At 64.6% G+C, this 18,317-nt stretch carries 15 protein-coding genes; 10 read left to right on the forward strand and 5 right to left on the reverse strand.

The genetic code is table 11. The annotated features are described in order from the left end of the window. Positions 1-65: 65 nt before the first annotated feature. Entirely contained in the window at positions 66-1,778 is a 1,713-nt protein-coding gene (gene dnaA / locus AC3FOF_RS33840) for a chromosomal replication initiator protein DnaA (protein WP_488729080.1), read from the reverse strand. 1,083 nt (positions 1,779-2,861) lie between these two features. Here dnaA and rpmH point away from each other — a divergent pair. The 4 genes from rpmH (at position 2,862) to yidC (ending at position 5,569) form a co-directional block, all read left to right on the forward strand. Continuing rightward, a complete protein-coding gene (rpmH, locus tag AC3FOF_RS33845) occupies positions 2,862-2,996 on the forward strand; it encodes a 50S ribosomal protein L34 (RefSeq protein ID WP_017229861.1) in 135 nt (44 codons plus the stop codon). A 115-nt stretch (positions 2,997-3,111) separates the two neighbouring features. Further along, complete coding sequence (gene rnpA / locus AC3FOF_RS33850; RefSeq protein WP_276269641.1) at positions 3,112-3,573, forward strand: ribonuclease P protein component; 462 nt, start codon at positions 3,112-3,114, stop codon at positions 3,571-3,573. A 15-nt stretch (positions 3,574-3,588) separates the two neighbouring features. Continuing rightward, complete coding sequence (gene yidD, locus AC3FOF_RS33855; RefSeq protein ID WP_488729081.1) at positions 3,589-3,876, forward strand: membrane protein insertion efficiency factor YidD; 288 nt, start codon at positions 3,589-3,591, stop codon at positions 3,874-3,876. A 22-nt stretch (positions 3,877-3,898) separates the two neighbouring features. Further along, positions 3,899-5,569: a membrane protein insertase YidC gene (gene yidC, locus AC3FOF_RS33860; protein ID WP_488729082.1), complete on the forward strand. Its 1,671-nt coding sequence runs from the start codon at positions 3,899-3,901 to the stop codon at positions 5,567-5,569. Between the two features lie 216 nt (positions 5,570-5,785). Here the strand turns inward: yidC and AC3FOF_RS33865 are convergent, their stop codons facing one another. After that, complete coding sequence (locus AC3FOF_RS33865) at positions 5,786-6,436, reverse strand: LysE/ArgO family amino acid transporter (RefSeq protein WP_488729083.1); 651 nt, start codon at positions 6,434-6,436, stop codon at positions 5,786-5,788. A gap of 73 nt (positions 6,437-6,509) precedes the next feature. Here AC3FOF_RS33865 and AC3FOF_RS33870 point away from each other — a divergent pair, with 73 nt between their 5' ends. Further along, a complete protein-coding gene (locus tag AC3FOF_RS33870; protein WP_488729084.1) occupies positions 6,510-7,406 on the forward strand; it encodes a LysR family transcriptional regulator ArgP in 897 nt (298 codons plus the stop codon). A gap of 109 nt (positions 7,407-7,515) precedes the next feature. On the opposite strand, the gene AC3FOF_RS33875 is transcribed toward AC3FOF_RS33870, so the two are convergent. Next, positions 7,516-8,400, reverse strand: coding sequence for a LysR family transcriptional regulator (locus AC3FOF_RS33875; RefSeq protein ID WP_017225460.1), 885 nt, complete (start codon positions 8,398-8,400; stop codon positions 7,516-7,518). Positions 8,401-8,529: 129 nt separating this feature from the next. Between AC3FOF_RS33875 and argC the strand changes: the two genes are divergently transcribed. Continuing rightward, positions 8,530-9,459, forward strand: coding sequence for an N-acetyl-gamma-glutamyl-phosphate reductase (argC, locus tag AC3FOF_RS33880; RefSeq protein WP_488729085.1), 930 nt, complete (start codon positions 8,530-8,532; stop codon positions 9,457-9,459). 33 nt (positions 9,460-9,492) lie between these two features. Here the strand turns inward: argC and AC3FOF_RS33885 are convergent, their stop codons facing one another. Continuing rightward, positions 9,493-9,930, reverse strand: coding sequence for a PaaI family thioesterase (locus tag AC3FOF_RS33885; RefSeq protein WP_488729086.1), 438 nt, complete (start codon positions 9,928-9,930; stop codon positions 9,493-9,495). 256 nt (positions 9,931-10,186) lie between these two features. Here AC3FOF_RS33885 and AC3FOF_RS33890 point away from each other — a divergent pair, with 256 nt between their 5' ends. The 3 genes from AC3FOF_RS33890 to AC3FOF_RS33900 all read left to right on the forward strand — a co-directional run bounded on the left by AC3FOF_RS33890 (position 10,187) and on the right by AC3FOF_RS33900 (position 13,819). Next, positions 10,187-10,984, forward strand: coding sequence for a CHAD domain-containing protein (locus AC3FOF_RS33890; RefSeq protein WP_488729087.1), 798 nt, complete (start codon positions 10,187-10,189; stop codon positions 10,982-10,984). After that, positions 10,981-12,435 (forward strand): tRNA uridine-5-carboxymethylaminomethyl(34) synthesis GTPase MnmE, encoded by a 1,455-nt coding sequence (mnmE, locus tag AC3FOF_RS33895; RefSeq protein WP_488729088.1) that lies wholly within the window; start codon positions 10,981-10,983, stop codon positions 12,433-12,435. The genes AC3FOF_RS33890 and mnmE overlap by 4 nt, the downstream gene beginning before the upstream one ends. 184 nt (positions 12,436-12,619) lie before the next feature. After that, positions 12,620-13,819 carry a tyrosine-type recombinase/integrase gene (locus AC3FOF_RS33900; protein ID WP_488729089.1) on the forward strand — a complete coding sequence of 400 codons (1,200 nt, stop codon included), beginning with the start codon at positions 12,620-12,622 and terminating at the stop codon, positions 13,817-13,819. 98 nt (positions 13,820-13,917) lie between these two features. Here AC3FOF_RS33900 and AC3FOF_RS33905 read toward each other — a convergent pair whose 3' ends face one another. Beyond that, a complete protein-coding gene (locus AC3FOF_RS33905; RefSeq protein ID WP_488729116.1) occupies positions 13,918-14,781 on the reverse strand; it encodes a phage integrase N-terminal domain-containing protein in 864 nt (287 codons plus the stop codon). A gap of 1,357 nt (positions 14,782-16,138) precedes the next feature. Between AC3FOF_RS33905 and AC3FOF_RS33910 the strand changes: the two genes are divergently transcribed. Next, positions 16,139-18,301, forward strand: coding sequence for a type VI secretion system Vgr family protein (locus AC3FOF_RS33910; RefSeq protein ID WP_488729090.1), 2,163 nt, complete (start codon positions 16,139-16,141; stop codon positions 18,299-18,301). Positions 18,302-18,317: the final 16 nt, after the last annotated feature.

The raw sequence follows: 18,317 nt of genomic DNA on the forward strand, positions 1-18,317 counted from the left end.
ACAGTATGCCAGCCCTGCGTGACAGGCCCGGCAAATCCCCGCTTGATGCCTTCAGACGCGCGGGATCACCCCTTCAGCGTCTGTTCCAGCACGTGCAGCTCGTGGTTGAGCTGCGCGTCCTTGCTGCGTTCGTCGGCGATCTTGCGCACCGCGTGCAGCACGGTGGTGTGATCGCGTCCGCCGAAGAGTTCGCCGATTTCCGGCAGGCTCTTCTGCGTGAGTTCCTTGGCCAGGTACATGGCAATCTGGCGGGGCCGCGCGATATTGGCGGGCCGCTTCTTGCTGTACATGTCCGCGACCTTGATGTTGTAGAAATCGGCGCAGGTCTTCTGGATGTTCTCCACCGAGATCTGGCGGTTCTGCACCGTCAGCAGGTCCTTCAGCGCTTCGCGGGTGACATCGATGGTGATGTCCTTGCCGTGGAAGTTGGAGAAGGCCAGGATCTTGCGCAGCGCGCCTTCCAGCTCGCGCACGTTGGAGCGCAGGTGCTTGGCGACGAAGAAGGCGACTTCCTCGGGCACGCTCACGTTCTCGGCGGCGGCCTTCTTCATCAGGATGGCCACGCGCATCTCCAGCTCGGGCGGCTCGATGGCCACCGTCAGGCCGGAGTCGAAGCGCGAGATCAGGCGATCGTCGATGCCGCTGATTTCCTTGGGATACGTATCGCTGGTGATGATCACCTGCGCCCGGTTGGCGATCAGGGCCTCGAAGGCGTAGAAGAACTCTTCCTGCGTGCGGTTCTTGCCGGAGAAGAATTGAATATCGTCGATCAGCAGCAGGTCGAGCGAGTGGTAGTAGCGCTTGAACTCGTCGAAGGCCTTGCGCTGGTACGCCTTCACCACATCGGAGACGTATTGCTCGGCGTGGATGTAGCGGATGCGGGCGCGCGGGTTCTCCAGCAGCATGAAGTTGCCGATGGCGTGGATCAAGTGGGTCTTGCCCAGGCCTACGCCGCCATATAGATAGAGCGGGTTGTAGGATTTGCCGGGATTGTTGGCCACCTGGATGGCCGCGGCGCGCGCGAGCTGGTTGGCCTTACCGGTGACGAAGTTGTCGAAGGTGAGGATGGGGTTCAGGCGCGAGCGCTCGTGCACCGTGTCGTTCTGCTGCTGGGCGCCGAGCGGGTTGCCGGGGTGGCCCGGGTGGCCCATCTGGCCGCCGCCCGGGTGGCCACCCTGCGCGCCGCCCTGCATGGGCTGCTGCGGCTGGGGCACGCGGTAGGAGCGGGCACTGGCTTCGGCCGGGTCCAGCTGCGGCACGTCGATGTCGACCAGCTCGCCACCCATGCCGCCCATGCTGTTGCCCTGGCCGGGATGCGACGGATAGTTGCCGGGGTAGGGCGCCTGGCCGCCGCGCTGGCCGCCTTGCGGCTGGGTGCCGGCCTGGTTCATGGGGCCGTAGCCGGGCGCGCCGTGGCCCGGCTGGCCGAAGTTCTGCGACAGCGGCTGGCCGGACGGGTAGCCGGGGCCGGGGTGCGCCATGCCGGGCTGGCCGGCCTGCTGCGGGTAGCCGGCAGCGGCCCGGCCCGAGGCGGCGGGGTCCAGGACAAAGTGAACGCTAACGTTGGCTTCCCAGTATTCGCAGGCGAGCGCGGTGATGCGGCCGGAGAACTGGCTTTTTACCCAGTCGAGCTTGAAGCGGTTGGGCGCGGCGATACGCAGCGCGTGCGCTTCCTCGTCGAAGCCGACAGGCGCCAACGGCTTGATCCAGGTCTTGAACTGTTGCGGCGTCAGTTCGCGCTCGAGTTGCGCGGCTGCCGCCTGCCAGAAATCTTGCATTGTTATGTTGTTCGGTTTTCGCCACGGGTGGGTGGACAGTCCGGCGGCATCGAGTGGAATGGGCGGCGGGCAGGGATCGGTGGTGCATCCCTGCCAGTCGTCGGTACCTCTTTGATGCCCGGATTGCGATCGCCAAGCGATCCGCACATGACCCCGCTTCCCGGACTCCCCCTGGTGATCGACGCGATCGGCTCGCGGCAAGCGGGACGCGCTGACCGGCAGGCGACAAAAGCGTCGCCGCCGGCTGCGCATCCGTTATCCGGCATGCCAGGGTGTTGCCCGGGTTGCGCTTGCGCCACGCAGCCCGTGTGGTGTTTGGACCCGGATTGTACCCCTCGCCCCGAGTTATCCACAAAGGATAAGTCTGTGGATAAGTTGTGAAAAAGCAGTGAATTGTTGTGCACAACCCCAGTTCCGGCGCGGGTTTCCGGGTAGGCAAAACGGAGGAAAACCCAGTCGAAACAGAGACTTCCTTCTACCTGGCCGACCCCGCCCGGCACCCCTGCATAAAAAAAACTTACCCACTGGCGATTGTGGACAATGAAATACAACGGCCTGTTGCATGTTTTTCAGGCAGGGGTGGCGCACACGTCTCTAATCCATATGGAGCCTTGACACTTTCCGCGAAAATCAGTTAAATGGCGGGTTCTGCGATGCGGCAGGGGATCTCGTATGCGCATCGCCGGGTCTGACCTGTTCCGTGCAAGACCGGTGCGTTTCACCATGCTTTAACCAGCTGGAGGCGTGCCGGAAATGGCTGGATTGGCCGGAACAGGCAGCGGGCCGGCAGGCTGATGGGGTCGGGACGGATGGGTGTGCGATGGGTTCATCGGCAATCCGGTCCGGCAAGATTCCCTCCCAAACCTGCATCGCGAAATTCGAAGGCCGCCGATGATCGGTTTGATTTGTTCCGATCTGCTGGCCGGCGCATTCGAGACGCGAAACACACGGCCGGCAGCAAGATAACCACAGCAGTCGGCATACCGCATCCGCGGCAGCCCCCATGCGAACCATACGCGGCGGCCACGGCGCCCGGCACCTTGCCGGAAACCGGGCGAGCCAAGATCAACCAGAGAGTGCAACATGAAACGTACATACCAACCTTCCGTTACCCGCCGCAAGCGTACCCATGGTTTCCGCGTGCGCATGAAGACCCGTGGCGGCCGCTCCGTCATCAACGCGCGTCGCGCCAAGGGCCGCAAGCGCCTGGCAGTCTAAGGGCCTGGCGACCGGCTTTGGCGGTGCTTCACGCGCCGCCGGAGCCAACCGCCTCGCCTTTCGGACGGCCGGTAGCTCGCAGCCAGACGCAGCGTTTCCGCTAGGTTTGCCCAGCGTGTCTACCCATGCCTACCCCAAAGCCGCGAGGCTCACAAAGACGGATGAGTTTTCATCCGTTTTTGCATTGCGCCCGCGCCGCCGCAGCCAGCACTTCGTGCTGTATGTGGGCGAGAACCGCCTGCCGCAGGCCCGCCTGGGCATCGTGGTGGGCAAGAAGTTTGCCAAGCGCGCCGCCGAGCGCAACCTGGTGAAGCGCATGGTGCGGGAACTGTTCCGGCAACGGCAGGACCAACTGGCGGGCCGCGATGTATTGCTGCGCCTGCAGGCAAAGTTTCCGCGTGCGGAGTTTGCCAGCCGCAGCGCCATACGCCGGGTGTGCCTGGCCGAGTTGACTGGCCTGTTCGAGGTGGCGGTGCGTCCGCTTGCCCCGCGCCCGGCTGCCCCTTCCGGGGTGTCGCCGCCTGCGTCCGCCGAGGCTGCGCCCCCGGCGGCCCCGCCCTCCGGCGCTTCTGCTTAACCGGCCCGCCGTCCCATGAAGCGAATCCTGCTTGCCCTGCTGCGTATCTACAAGATCGCCCTGAGCCCGTTTTTCGGCTCGCAGTGCCGCTTCCTGCCCACCTGCTCCGACTACGCCCGCGAAGCCATCCTGCGCCATGGCGCAGGACGCGGCAGCTGGATGGCCGCTTGCCGGCTATGCCGTTGCCATCCTTTCACGGATGGCGGGTATGATCCGGTGCCACCGGCATCGTCAACACCGCAAGACCGGGCTTCCGCCGCGGCTGGCCAGCGGCCAGCCACGATCCGGCTGCCCCGCCCCTGATTTCCCCCGACCACAGCGAGACATGGATATCAAACGCACCATACTCTGGGTCATCTTCTCGATGTCCCTCGTGCTGCTCTACGACAACTGGCAGCGCGCCAACGGTCATCAGTCGATGTTCTTCCCCAGCGCGACGCAGCAGGCAGCGCCGGCCTCCGCCGCGGCCGCCCAGGCCGCGCAGAACGACGTGCCCAAGGCAAGCAACGGCGCCGCCGCGCCTGGCGCGCCGGCTGCCGCACCCGCGGCCGCGGCCCAGCCGGGCGGCGAGAAGATCGTGGTGAGCACCGATGTGATCCGTGCCCAGATCGATACCGCCGGCGGCATCGTCTCGCGCCTGGAGCTGCTGGATCACCACGAGCACGACGGCAAGCCCGTGGTGCTGTTCGAGCGCGACCAGACCCGCACCTATATGGCCCGCTCCGGCCTGATCGGCGGCGACCTGCCGAACCACACCACGGTGTTCACGGCGACCCCGGGTCCGCGCGGCCTGGACGGCTCGGACAAGGTGGAACTGACGCTGACGGCCGAGAAGGATGGGGTCAAGCTGGCCAAGACCTACATCTTCCGCAAGGGCAGCTACGTCATCGACACGCGCTTCGCCGTCACCAACGACAGCGGCAAGCCGATCTCGCCGACGCTGTACATGGAACTGACGCGCGACGGCAGCAAGGTCGAGCAGTCGCAGTTCTATAGCACCTTCACCGGCCCGGCCATCTACACCGACGCCGACAAGTACCACAAGATCAAGTTCGAGGACATCGCCAAGGGCAAGGCTTCGGTACCGGCGGCCAGCAACAACGGCTGGGTGGCGATGGTGCAGCATTACTTTGCCTCGGCCTGGATCCCGCAGACCGGCAAGGACCACAGCTACTACGTCGAGGCCATCGACAACAACCTGTTCCGCGTGGGCGTGCAGCAGCCGCTGGGCCAGGTTGCCCCGGGTGCCACGGTGACCACCGATGCGCGCCTGTTCGCCGGCCCGCAGGAAGAGCGCATGCTCGAGAAGATCACCCCGGGCCTGGAACTGGTCAAGGACTATGGCTGGCTGACCATCCTGGCCAAGCCGATCTTCTGGCTGCTGGAGAAGATCCACGGCATCCTGGGCAACTGGGGCTGGGCGATCATCGCGCTGACGGTGCTGATCAAGCTGGTGTTCTTCCCGCTGTCGGCGGCGAGCTACAAGTCCATGGGCAAGATGAAGGACCTGCAGCCCCGCATGACCGCGATGCGCGAACGCCTGAAGGGCGATCCGCAGAAGATGAACCAGGAGATGATGGCGCTGTACCGCACCGAGAAGGTCAACCCACTCGGCGGCTGCCTGCCCATCGTGATCCAGATCCCGGTGTTCATCGCGCTGTACTGGGTGCTGCTGTCGTCCGTGGAAATGCGCGGCGCGCCGTGGCTGGGCTGGATCCATGACCTGTCGCTGCCGGATCCGTTCTACATCCTGCCGGTGCTGATGGCGGTGTCGATGTTCGTGCAGACCAAGCTGAACCCGACCCCGCCGGACCCGGTGCAGGCCAAGGTCATGATGATCATGCCGCTGGTGTTCTCTTTCATGTTCTTCTTCTTCCCGGCCGGCCTGGTGATGTACTGGGTGACGAACAACGTGCTGTCGATCGCCCAGCAATGGCAGATCAACCGCATGCTCGGCAAGAACAAGGCGAAGACCGCCGCGATCGCCAAGAGCTGAGGTTGAAGCTGTAGTTATGTAGTTGGCGCTGGCGGGTTGCGAACCTGCTGGCGGAAAAAAGCCCGGTGCATTGCACCGGGCTTTTTTTTGGCTTCGCCGATATGCGGGGGGAATGAAGGTCGCTTGTCGGCCCCAGGCGGGCATCCGCCGGGCGTCATCCGGGCGTTGCCAGTCAAAGCACCGTCGCCTTACCGCACGGCGCTGGTGTCGCAAGCCTCAGAATCCGTTGAGGGCGTGACGTACCAGCAGGGCCGACAGGACGAGCATGGTCATGCCGATCAGGCCATCCAGCACCTGCCAGGCCCTCGCCCGGGCGAACCAGGGTGCCAGCCAGCGCGCGCCAAATCCCAGAAGCACAAACCAGAACAGGCTGCCCGAGCTTGCGCCCGCCACGAACCAGCCACGTAGCGCCGCTGGCTGCTGGGCACCGATGCTCCCCACCAGCAGCACCGTATCAAGGTAGACATGCGGGTTGAGCAGCGTGAAGGCAGCCGCCTGAGCCAAGGCGGCACCCCGGCTGAGACCATCCCCGCCCACGGAGGCTTTCAATTGGTGAGAATGCCGCGCACGTCGCAGCGCCTGCCATCCATATACCGCCAGGAAGAGGGCACCGGCCAGCGCCAGTGCACGCGCAAGGGCCGGGCGCTCCCCCAAGGCCTGGGCCATGCCCAGGACACCGGCCGCAATCAGCAGCGCGTCCCCCATGGCGCAGAACAGCACGATGCTGCCCACATGTTCACGGCGCAGACCCTGGCGCAGCACGAATGCGTTCTGCGCGCCGATGGCCACGATGAGCCCCAGGCTCAGGGCCAGGCCCTGGAGGGAAACGGATAAAGCGAGCGAAGCGGTGGCAAGCGAGGTAGTCATGGGTTGAGCTTGCCCGCACTCGCGAATGAAGACAAACTACTTCTCCTTCATTTGATTTAGCCTGCCTTATCCGATGCTGGATTACTCCGCTTTGTCTGCATTGGCTGCCGTGGTTCGAGAGGGCAGCTTCGAGCGTGCCGCCCGCGCGCTCCATGTCACGCCATCGGCGATTTCGCAGCGTATCCGGCTGCTGGAGGAGCGCGTGGGCTGCGCGCTGGTCGTGCGCGACCAGCCCTGCCGGGCCACGGAGACGGGACGACGACTGTGCCAGCACGTTGACCATGTGCGGCTGCTCGAGCAGGAATTGCAAGGCGCGCTACCGACGCTTGCGCCGCAGGGGATTGCCCGGGTAGCGCTGCCGATTGCGGTGAATGCCGACAGCCTGGCCACCTGGCTCGCCCCGGCCATCGCTGCTTTCGGTGCGGAAAACCCCGTGTTGATGGCGGTGGCGGTGGATGACCAGGACCACACCACCGAGTGGTTGCGCAGCGGCGCGGTGCTGGCCGCCGTGACCGCCACGGCCCGTCCCGCCGCTGGCTGCAATAGCCGCCCGTTGGGTTCGATGCGCTACCTGGCGGCCGCCAGCCCGGCGTTCGTGCAACGCTATTTCGCCGACGGCGTGGGGGCTGGCAGTCTGGCGACGGCGCCCAGCCTGGTGTTCAACACCAAAGATGAATTGCAGGCGCGCTGGGCACGGCGCTTGTGCCATCGGCATGTGGAGCTTCCCCGCCACACGTTGCCTTCGTCCCAGGCCTTTGTGGCGGCGGCTGTGGCTGGCATGGGCTGGGGCCTCCATCCGCAGGCGCTGATCGCCCCTCATCTTGAGGACGGCTCACTGGTCGAGCTGGTGCCGCACACCCCGCTGGACGTATCGCTTCACTGGCAACACGCACGGGCGGCGTCAGCGCTGCTCGATGGTTTGAGCCGTGAGGTTCTGGCCGCCGCCTGTTCTGCCCTGCTACCGCCCTGACTTGCGTGAAGCCAGATGCTAGCGGCGTGCAATCAGGCTACTGTCCCAGCGAGAACGAACCGAAGCGGCAAGTGGCAAATGGCAAATGGCAAATGGCAAATGGCAGCGCCTACGCCAATCGCAGATCCCACAACACATCAAGTACGTGTTGCGTGGAACGCTCGACGTAGCCCGCACGATGTGCAATGCCGAGCCGACGCCACAACGCCGGGCGCAGCGGACGCATGACAATGCGACTATCGGGTAATGGCGTAGTGGCCTCATGGGGCAACAGCGCTGCGCCGTAGCCTGCCGCTACCAGGCTCTTGATCGCGTCGTTGTAGTTGAGCTGGATGCGCGGCGCAGGATGGTGCCCCCCGCTCGCGAACCACTCCGCAGTCAGACGCGAGAGCCGCGTGGTCGCGTCATTGAGAATGAGGGGTTGGGCGGCGAGCCATTCAGGCGTGACGCGGGCCGGACACCGCCAATGCGCCGGCACAAAGGCCATCACGGGGTCGCGGCGCCAGGGCTTTATCACGAGTCCGGCTACCGGGGGCTGAGGCAGTGCGACCAGCCCGACATCCAGCGTTCCATCCGCCAGCCGGGACAGCGTTTCATGCGAAGTGAGTACGGCAACCTGGATGTCGATAGCGGGATGGTGCTGGCGCAGCACCTCAAGCGCTTGCGGCAACAGGTGCGCGAGCACGCCCGTCGACGCACCGACCCGCGCGCGCCCTTCGAGCCCCTGCACCTGGCGTTGAATATCGTCCAACGCCTGCTCCGCATCGGCCAGCAGTCGACGCGCGCGCTCCACCAGCACCTCGCCTATCGCCGACGGCCTGACATGTCCGCGCTTGCGTGACAGCAGTGGAGCCCCGATGCGGTCTTCGAGTTCGGCGATGTGGAGGCTGACCGTTGGCGGCGCCAGGTGCAATGCACGCGCCGCATCGGCAAATGAGCCACGGTCGGTAATGGCGACCAGAGTGCGCAAACGGTCCAGGCTGATCTCTCGCATGTCGGCGTCCAGATTCAGAAAAACTGAATATTCACGTTATGAAATACAACTTTCTCTATTCTAGCGGTCCATGGAACATAGGGGCTCGTTGTACTTGTTACAACCCACAGCCACCGGAGTATTCCACGTATGCGCTCTCCCCTTGTTTTCATCGACGGCGACCAAGGCACCACCGGGTTGCAAATCCACGAACGGCTGCGCAACCGGACCGACCTTAGACTGTTCACGCTTGCCGCCGCGGAACGCAAGGATGCGCGGCGTCGCGCAGAAGCCATCAACGCCTGCGACATCGCCATCCTCTGTTTGCCTGATGCCGCCGCGCGCGAGGCAGTGGACGCCATTGTCAATCCTGCCGTCAGAGTCATCGACGCAAGTTCCGCCCACCGCACGCAGCCGGACTGGACATACGGCTTTCCGGAAATGGCGCCGGGACAGGCCGAGCGCATCGCGAACGCACGTCGGGTCACCAATCCCGGTTGCTATCCGACCGGTGCCATTGGCTTGCTGCGTCCCCTGATGCAGGCTGGGCTCATACCAGGCAACTACCCGATCAGCATTCATGCGGTGTCCGGCTACTCCGGACGCGGGCGTGCCGGCGTGGAGGAACATGAGGGGCAGGGTGCCGTCAACGCGCCTTCATACCAGGTATATGGCCTGGAACTCGCGCACAAGCACACCCCGGAGATCCAGCAGCACGCCGGGCTCGCGCAGCGTCCCATCTTCGTCCCTGCGTATGGTGCGTTCCGCCAGGGCATCGTGCTGACGGTGCCCTTGGCGTTGCGGCTGCTGGCACCCGACGTGGATGGCGCCACGTTGCACGCATGCCTCGCACGCCACTATGCCGAGGCGGCCCACGTACGCGTCTTGCCGCTGCACGAATCCTGCGCCTTGAAGCACCTGGACCCGCAAGTGCTGAACGGTACGAACGACATGCGCCTGAGCGTATTTCCTAACGTGGAACACGGGCACGTCCTGCTGTCCGCGGTGTTCGATAATCTCGGCAAAGGCGCATCCGGCGCTGCGGTTCAGAACCTGAACCTGATGCTCGCGCAGCAATAGTGGCCGATGCCCGCGCTTGCTGCGGGCCTCGCTTCAGGCGAGGTCCAGCACGCTCATGGTGGCGTTGAAGCGGCTGACCAGCACCGCCTCGCCATGCACGCTGGCAAACACATCGGCCTCCACCACGATGATGCTGCGGCCGGACTTGAGCACATCCGCGCGGCAGGCCAGGCGCTCGGTGCGGGCGGCGCGGAGCAGGTTGATCTTGAACTCGGCGGTGACCACGTGGCGCCCGGTGTCGAGCATGGTGGTGGCCGCGGCGCCGGCGGTGTGATCCGCCATGGTGGCCTGCACCCCGGCATGCACGATGCCGCCGTGCTGCAGGTGGCGCGGGGTGACCAGCAGCTCGCTCTCGCACCAGCCGGGTCCGCAATCCACGAGACGGATGCCGATGTCCGTGACAAAGGCGGCCTCGCGAAAACCGGCTTCGATGGTGTCCCGCAGCAAACGCCGCTCTTGTTCGGTGGACATGGGCTTCTCCTCGCACTGCATGGGTGGTCGGGTACTGGTTGGGGTGGCCATGGCGGCCGGGCCACCAACGAACGGCCCGCGCAATGCCCCATGCGCATTGCAGCGCGAAGCGGGCGCGATGTCAACGAGTGCCGCGGCGATCACGCGCAACCGCGTCAAGGGAGTGCGGCGCAACCGGCACAATCGCCTACACTGGATAGACATGCCCTGAAACCACGCCATGCGCGCCGTCAATTCCATCCGGTTGCACCCTCGCATGCGAGCCCTCGATGCCTTCATCGCGCTCGGTGACGAGGGATTGGTCGCCATCGCCGACCTGCTCGACGCCCTGCACCGGCGCGACCATCCCGACGACGTGCACGAGCTGCGGGTGGCGGTGCGGCATCTGCGCGCCGTTTGCTGGGCGTTCGGCCCGGTCCTGCCCAGGACCATGCGCGCGCGCTGGCAGGCATGCCTGCGCCAACTGGCACGGGCCGCCAGCGAGGTGCGCGACTGGGATGTGTTTATCGCCGAGACGCTGCAGCCCGCGCTGGACCTGCAGCCGGAAGATCCTGTGCTGGCCGCCGTGCACGACGTCGCGGTCACCCGCCGCCACGCCGTGCGCGAGACCATGGTGGCGCAGCTGGCCGAATACCAGCGCTGGCCGCTGCCCGTGCTGCACCGCGACCTCACGCATCTGGGCAGCAACCCGCGGAGCGCGCGCGCCGCCGCGCGGGCCCGCCTGGGCGAGTTTGCGCCGCGCAGGGTAAGCCGCGCAGACAAGCGGGTGAGGGCGCTGGCGCGTGCGGCGAAGCCAGGGGACCTGGAGCGCGTGCATCGCTACCGCATCGGCAGCAAGCGGCTGCGCTATGTCATCGAGTCCCTGATGCCAGTACTGCCCAAGCGCCAGGGCAAGCGCCTGCACCGCAAGCTGGTCAGGCGCCAGCGCAAGCTGGGGAACCTGGTCGACGGCGCGGTGGCGCGCCGCCTGATGGCGCAATGCCTGGACATGGCTGCGGCGGATGCGCCCGCGGCGGCACCCGCGGCGGATCGATCTGCGACAATATCGCCATGACTTCTTTCCAGCCTCGTTCCGCCTCCGCTGCCCACGCCACGCCCATCGCCGCCATCGCTACCGCGCCCGGACGCGGCGGCATCGGCGTGGTGCGGGTGTCCGGCCCCGATGTCAGCGCGATCGCGCATGCCGTGTGCGGCCAGGCGCTCAAGCCGCGCCATGCCACCTACCTGCCCTTCCTCGACGCCCACGGCAAGACCATCGACCATGGCCTGGCGCTGTACTTCCCGGCGCCGCACTCCTACACCGGCGAGGAGGTGCTGGAGCTGCAGGGCCATGGCGGCCCGGTGGTGATGCAGATGCTGCTGGCGCGCTGCCTGGAAGCGGGCCGCGACATCGGCCTGCGCCTGGCCGAGCCCGGCGAGTTCACGCGCCGCGCCTTCCTCAACGACAAGCTCGACCTGGCCCAGGCGGAAGCCGTGGCCGACCTGATCGAAGCCAGCACGGAAGCGGCCGCGCGCTCGGCGGCGCGCTCCATGGAGGGCGTGTTCTCGCAGGCCATCCGCGCACTGGTGGAGCAGGTGATCCACCTGCGCATGCTGGTGGAGGCCACGCTGGATTTTCCCGAGGAAGAGATCGACTTCCTCGAAGCCTCCAACGCGCGCGGCCAGCTCGCGGCGATCCGTGATGCGCTTGGCGGCGTGCTGGCGCAGGCCAGGCAAGGCTCGCTGCTGCGCGAGGGCTTGTCGGTGGTGCTGGCGGGGCAGCCCAATGTGGGCAAGTCATCGCTGCTCAACGCGCTGGCCGGCGCGGAACTGGCCATCGTCACGCCGATTCCCGGCACCACGCGCGACCGCGTGCGCGAGACCATCCAGATCGAAGGCATCCCGCTGCATATCATCGACACCGCCGGCCTGCGCGAGGACGCCTCCGACGAGGTCGAGCGCATCGGCATCGAGCGCACCTGGGACGCGGTGCGCCGCGCCGACCTGGTGCTGCACCTGGTGGACGCCGCGGATTACGTGCGGCACGGCCTGTCTGAAATCGACGACGCCATCGATGACCGCCTCTCCGGCCACCTGCCGCCGGGCTCGCCGATCCTGCGCGTGGTCAACAAGATCGACCTGGCGCCGAAGGTGGGCGAGGTGCACTTTGGCGCGAACCGACCGCACGTGGTGGCGGCCAACGGCCCCAACCCGGCCGAGGTATGGATCTCGGCGCGCACCGGCGCCGGCATCGACCTGCTGCGCGGGCAGCTGCTGCGCCTGGTGGGCTGGCAATCCGGCAACGAAGGCGCCTTCCTCGCGCGCGAACGGCACCTGACCGCGCTGCGCAACGCGCAATCCCACCTGGACCTGGCCAACGAACGCGCGGAACAGCAGGCGCAAGCGCTGGACCTGTTCGCCGAAGAGCTGCGGCTGGCGCAGGATCACCTGAACAGCATCACCGGCGAGTTCACCAGCGACGATTTGCTGGGGACGATCTTTACGCGGTTCTGCATTGGCAAATAACCTCACTTCCACCGGGCTCCATCAAGGTCTACAAATCGCCTTGAAACCCGCATGAATACTAGGTTTCTTGCCCATAAAGCTCTGCTGAAGCACACTGAAAGCCGTCTGTTTTTATGTCCAAGTTTATGTCCAAGTAGCGGTTTTGGCCCGGGCCTTCCTCTACTTGGACATACGGAGGAAGAAGATGGCACTCACCGACACTGCCTTGAAGGCACTCAAGCCCAGGGACAAGACCTACACCGTTAGCGACGATCGCGGCCTGTACCTGGAGGTATTTCCAACCGGGGGGATGGTCTGGCGCTACCGCTACCGGCTGAACGGCAAGTACGAAAAGCTCACGCTGGGCAAGTACCCTGCATTGACCCTCAAGAACGCCAGGCTCATGCGCGATGGCGCCTCGCAGATGGCGGCCATTGGCGAGTCTCCCGCGCAGAAGAAACAGCGCGCCAAGGTGGCCGGCCCGGAAGACACCACCCTGAGCCAATTTGCCGAGCGTTTTTTCAAGGAAATCCAGCAGCGCGACCGCAAGAACAACACGATGCCGCGCCGCTATCTGGACAAGGACATTCTTCCGCACATCGGCATGAAGCCGGTATGTGAACTCACGGCCGACGACGTTCGGTCGGTTATCTGGCGCAAGAAGGAGCAGGGTTTTGACGCCGCAGCAGGGCAAGTACGCGGCATGCTTAAACGCATGTTGGACTACGCGGTGACATGCGGGCTGATCTCGGCCAATCCAGTCATGGCACTGCCCATGCGGCACATCTACAAAGCTGTCTCGCGTGAACGTGCATTGCCCACCGAGGAAGTCAAGCAGTTCCTGCAAGCCGTGCACCTGTCGAACGTCCGCCGTCAGTTCAAGATCAGCCTGCAACTCATCCTCATGACGCTGGTACGCAAATCGGAGCTGCTGTTGGCCAAGCAAAAGGACGTGCATCTCGAAGAGGCCGAGTGGCACATTCCCCAGGAGAACTCGAAGACGGGCAAGCCGCATATCGTCTATCTGTCGAAGCAAGCGGTAATGCTGTTCCGCGAACTCTTCGTGCTTGCAGGCACCAGCGAATGGGTCTTGCCTGGGCGTGGCTCACTGACGAAGCCGTTCGCCCATAACGCCCTCAACCAGGCGCTAAAGGTCTCGCTCCGGGGGCAGGATATTCCGGCATTCACCGTTCACGACCTGCGCCGGACGGCATCCACCTTGCTCCATGAGAAGGGCTGGGCGTCCGATGTGGTGGAGAAGGCACTCAACCACACCATTGGCGGCGTGCGCGGTGTCTACAACCGGGCTGAGTACGCAGAGCAGCGCAAAGAAATGTTGCAGGCTTGGGCCGACACCATCGACTCGCTTGTACCTGCCGCAAATTTGGTTGTTTCACGGCCGTAGATTGTGCTGACGGCCTGGCGATGCCGTCCCCGCGTCATCGCCATGGCCGCCATCGGCATGTGCACGAAGCCACCGCGACGGATGCACCTCCATGGCAGTCATCGACCGAGATACACCGCCGTAATCTGCGTGCGCTCGTGTCCCAACTCGCGGCTGATCGCCTGCCGCGCCTGCGCATCCATGGCGCGCTGCGCAGGCGTCAACGACCGCGCCGAAGGCCCGCCAGCGGCTGGCGCCTTCCAGCCCGTCAGCACTTCATAGCGGTCCTGCGCGTACCGATGCCGCAGCCCATGCATATTGCTCAGGCCCGCCGCCTTGCACTGACCATCGTAAGAGTTGCGCTGCTGGATAAAGCTCTTATGCGCTGGAATCAGCGATCCCGCGCCGGCCAACTGGTGCACCTGGTCGAGTACCTGCCGTTGCTCGGCCGTGGTGATCGGCACGGTGCGCTCGCGCCCGCCCTTGGTCCAACTCCCCTTGAGCGCGATGTGGTCGCCCCGGTCCGCATAGCGGGGCTGGAACTTGATGGACTCTTCGCGCCGCAGCCCGAAAGCCTGCTGCAATTGCAGGCTCATCCGCACATGCGCATCGCGCACGCCATCAAGCGCATCCCCCAACGTCCTTGACTTGTCCGCGTTGGTCACATGCTGCCGCTGCGGCACCCCCAGCAACGTGTTATCTGCCGGGATAAGGCCGGTCTTGCCCACCTTCTCGGCCCACCAGCGCACATGCGCGAGCCGGTTCTTCACCGTCCCGGCCGACAGGCCCTCGGCCTGCCAGCGCTCCACCAGCGCCTGCACATGCTTACCCTTGAGCGAATTCGGCGACATCCGCCGAAACCCCGCCTCGCCCAACTGGCGAGCCACCAGAGTCAGCCCGCCCAGCCGGTCGCCCTGGGTGGCATGGCTGCCATCCTTGTTGCGCCGGCAAAGCTGCCGCAGCCCGTAGGTCAAATCATCCATAGCGCACCTCCTGGGTGTTGGGTGTTGCGTCTTGTCCTGCTCTCTGAGATCGAATCGGTAAGTGAAATTGCCGGCTCGCAAGGCGAGGCTCCCGAAGGACGAGGGCATGGTGCTCAGAACACCGGATTTGCCTCGAAATGAGGCGTCTGCCGTACTCCCTGGAGGGAGATGGGGCAGAGGGTCAGCGAAAGACAAACAAGCCAGTGGCAGTGAAAAAACCTCCTTTGAGTGAGTGGGATGGGTAAGGCCGGTCAGCGAGCGTTGCGCTCGAAACGTGGCCGCAGGAATAGCGCGCCGTGGGCGCAGGATTGACGAGAACAGCCGGAGAAAAACGGCTCTGCCCCATGGGTAGGGGCGGCATGCGGGGGAGCCTGGGCATGCCTGGGGATGGTTCCGCCCTGGACAGGGAGACGCTTGCGGGAACCTGCGTCTTTGGGGTTGCCGATGAACAAAGCCCATCGGTCTTGGCGTACTGCAGGGCCAGTGTAGGGGGGCATCGTCACGCATGCCGCAAACAATAGGAACGCGCGCAAACCCATATTTCGTGCGGGTTCCGTGGGGCCGTCACTGCGGTGCAGTGACGGCCCCCTCGCGTCGCTGCGATGCCGTGCAAAAAGCCAAAGGCGCTGCGGCAGCATCCGCGCAGCCAGGCGCTGGGCCAGCCGTATGCGTGCCTGCTGACGCGCCCCTGCGGGGCTTGTCGGCTACCCGCCCTGGGCGCGCAATGGGTGCCCCATTGCACCCCCAGCACGGGCAGCTTGATTTGCGCAGCGGCTTGCCTGGGAGGCTCTGGACGGCGCGCAGTGGGGGTCAATGGCGGGCGCGCAGGCCGCAGCGGAGCGCAGCCGCAGGCGAGCACCGAACGGGCGAGCACCCGGCGCAGCGCACCATTGACGCCCACGCAGCGACCCAAGCCTCACGGCAGGGTGCAGGGGGGCTTTTACCCCCTGCACCCTTGCCCTTCGGCGAGAACGGAGTTCCAAGAGGCAGCGCCTCTTGGTCAAGGCCGCAGGCCGCGAAGACCTGCCCGGGCCTTGGCCTTGCGAGCCTGCCATGGACAAAGGCGGAAACCAGAGCGCCCACTTCCCCCGATTCAATAGATTATCAAGATTAAATTTTTGTTATTGATAGTTAATACAGCCAAGCCATCCGGTCTTTGTGCTGCTTTCGGCCCTTGCGCTTTTAAGATGCGGCGCAGAACCACCGGAGCCACGGCGGTTCCGGGGTCATTTCCCAAACAGTGCAACGGGCCAGACTAAACGCAATAACAGCCCATTCCGCCTGCCGGAAAAAAACTCTGTCGTCGAAAAAGTATTGATGGATTGGCGATCGCACGCGGTTGCCGGAGGGAGGAAATATGGGTAATCGCACATTCATCGCGCACAGCCCGCTGGGCGAGCAATTGGAATTCCGTTCGCTCGCTGGCAGCGAACAGATTTCGCGCCTGTACGAATTCCGTGTACGGCTCATCAGCGAGTCCGCCTCCATCTCCGCCAAATCCCTGCTCGGCAAGGACATGAGCATCGAGGTGGACCTGACCACCGAAGAAAACGGCAGCGGCACGCGCTTTCTGTCGGGCCAGGTAACGCAGTTCACCTACAGCGGTAAAGACGGAGATTTTTACGCATATGAAGCGATATTGCGCCCCTGGCTGTGGCATGCCGCACGGCGTACCGACTTCAAAATATTCCAGTTCAAGACCGTTCCCGAGATCGTCAAGGAAGTGCTGGGCAAATACGGCTTCCCCATCGAGGACAAACTGACCGGCCAATACAAGGAATGGCCGTATATCGTTCAGCACGGCGAGAGCGATTTCAACTTCGTCTCGCGCCTGATGGAGCACGACGGGCTGTATTACTTCCATCGCCACAGCAACGGCAGCCATACGCTGGTGCTGGCCGACGATATCGGCTCGCACAGTCCACTGCCCAACGGGCCAACCGCCATCCCGTATTACTCGGGCGACCGCGCCGCCCATGTGCACGATGAGGATTTCATCGATGGCTGGGGCTTCATGGAGGATATCGCTTCGGGGCATTTCGAGGCCGACGACTACGATTTCGAAAAACCGAAGGCCGACCTCACCACGCGCCAGCAGCAGCCGGCAGGCCATACCGAAGACAGCCGCGAAATCTACGACTGGCCGGGAGGCTACACCGATGTGGGCGATGGCGAGAACTACGCCCGCGTCCGCATCGAGCAGCAAAAGGCCCAGCGGGAAGTCATGCAGGGCGAGGGCAATGCCCGCAATATCGCTCCGGGCTACCTGTTCACCTTTCACAAATACCCGCGCGAGGACCAGAACCAGGACTACCTGATCGAGACAGCCTACTACCGCTTTGAAGAAAACGTGCGCCGCAGCGATGGCGCGGGCGGCTCGGGGGGAACCAAGCGCGCCGGCACCGACAGCCCGACCACGTACCGCATTGCCTTCACCGCCGTGCCCAAGCGCGTGCCCTACCGCAGCCAGCGGGTGACACCCAAGCCCAGCACCACCGGCCCGCAGACGGCCGTGGTCACCGGCCCGGCGGGCGAGGAAATCTACACCGACAAGTATGGCCGCGTGAAAGTGCAATTCCACTGGGACCGCTACGGCAAGATGGACGAAAACAGCAGCTGCTGGATTCGGGTATCGCAGACCTGGGCCGGAGCCAACTACGGCAGCATGCACATCCCGCGCATCGGGCAGGAGGTGATTGTCGACTTCCTCAATGGCGACCCGGACTATCCCATCATCACCGGCCGTGTCTACAACGCCATGCAGATGCCGCCGTGGGACTTGCCAAGTCAAAAAACCATGTCGGGCATCAAGACCCGCAGCAGCCAGGGCGGCACGCCCGGCGACGGGATGAAGGACAGCCCCGGCACCGCCAACGCCCTGCGCTTCGAGGACAAGGCGGGCGAAGAGCAGCTCTGGATACATGCGCAGAAGGACCAGCTCACCGAGGTCGAGCACGATGAAGACAAGTGGGTGGGTAACGACAGGCGCAAGACGGTGGATGGCAACGAAACCAACGTCATCCACAAGAACCGCACCGAGACGGTGGATGGTAATGAAACCATCACCGTCCACCAGAACCGTACCGAAACGGTGGACATGGATGAAAAACTCACCGTTCACCAGAACCGCGACAAAACCATCGACCAGAACGAAACCGACCACATCAAGAAGAAACTGGACGTCACGGTGGGAGAGGTGCGCGCGGAAAAAGTCGGCCTGCTCTCGACCTTCACTGCGGGAGTGGCGCATGCGGAGAACGTAGGCGGAATGCACAGCTCCATCGTGGCCGGCCCGCGCCTCGAAGTCAGCGGCTTGAACAAGATCGAGATGGTGGGCGGCTCGCGCACGGCCACGGTCAAGAGCGACACCTTGCATGTCGCGGAAAAGCACCATGTGATCGCCGAAGAGATCGTGTTTCAGGCGACAAAAGGGATCACATTCGCCTGCGGCCCTACCAACACGCATTTCACTCCGGAGCAGTTCCAGGCCCTGGCGAACCTGATCAAGCACAACTGCTGACGGGCGCATCCAGCCC

The sequence above is a fragment of the Cupriavidus sp. 96C5-1 genome, from assembly GCF_057798855.1.

Coding starts and splice junctions, on each gene's coding strand:
- AC3FOF_RS33905 (WP_488729116.1), bottom strand. CDS start 14,781: ATGGATGATTTGACCTACGGGCTGCGGCAGCTTTGCCGGCGCAACAAG.
- yidC (WP_488729082.1), top strand. CDS start 3,899: ATGGATATCAAACGCACCATACTCTGGGTCATCTTCTCGATGTCCCTC.
- AC3FOF_RS33885 (WP_488729086.1), bottom strand. CDS start 9,930: ATGTCCACCGAACAAGAGCGGCGTTTGCTGCGGGACACCATCGAAGCC.
- AC3FOF_RS33910 (WP_488729090.1), top strand. CDS start 16,139: ATGGGTAATCGCACATTCATCGCGCACAGCCCGCTGGGCGAGCAATTG.
- AC3FOF_RS33865 (WP_488729083.1), bottom strand. CDS start 6,436: ATGACTACCTCGCTTGCCACCGCTTCGCTCGCTTTATCCGTTTCCCTC.
- argC (WP_488729085.1), top strand. CDS start 8,530: ATGCGCTCTCCCCTTGTTTTCATCGACGGCGACCAAGGCACCACCGGG.
- dnaA (WP_488729080.1), bottom strand. CDS start 1,778: ATGCAAGATTTCTGGCAGGCGGCAGCCGCGCAACTCGAGCGCGAACTG.
- rpmH (WP_017229861.1), top strand. CDS start 2,862: ATGAAACGTACATACCAACCTTCCGTTACCCGCCGCAAGCGTACCCAT.
- AC3FOF_RS33890 (WP_488729087.1), top strand. CDS start 10,187: ATGCGAGCCCTCGATGCCTTCATCGCGCTCGGTGACGAGGGATTGGTC.
- AC3FOF_RS33870 (WP_488729084.1), top strand. CDS start 6,510: ATGCTGGATTACTCCGCTTTGTCTGCATTGGCTGCCGTGGTTCGAGAG.
- AC3FOF_RS33900 (WP_488729089.1), top strand. CDS start 12,620: ATGGCACTCACCGACACTGCCTTGAAGGCACTCAAGCCCAGGGACAAG.
- yidD (WP_488729081.1), top strand. CDS start 3,589: ATGAAGCGAATCCTGCTTGCCCTGCTGCGTATCTACAAGATCGCCCTG.
- mnmE (WP_488729088.1), top strand. CDS start 10,981: ATGACTTCTTTCCAGCCTCGTTCCGCCTCCGCTGCCCACGCCACGCCC.
- AC3FOF_RS33875 (WP_017225460.1), bottom strand. CDS start 8,400: ATGCGAGAGATCAGCCTGGACCGTTTGCGCACTCTGGTCGCCATTACC.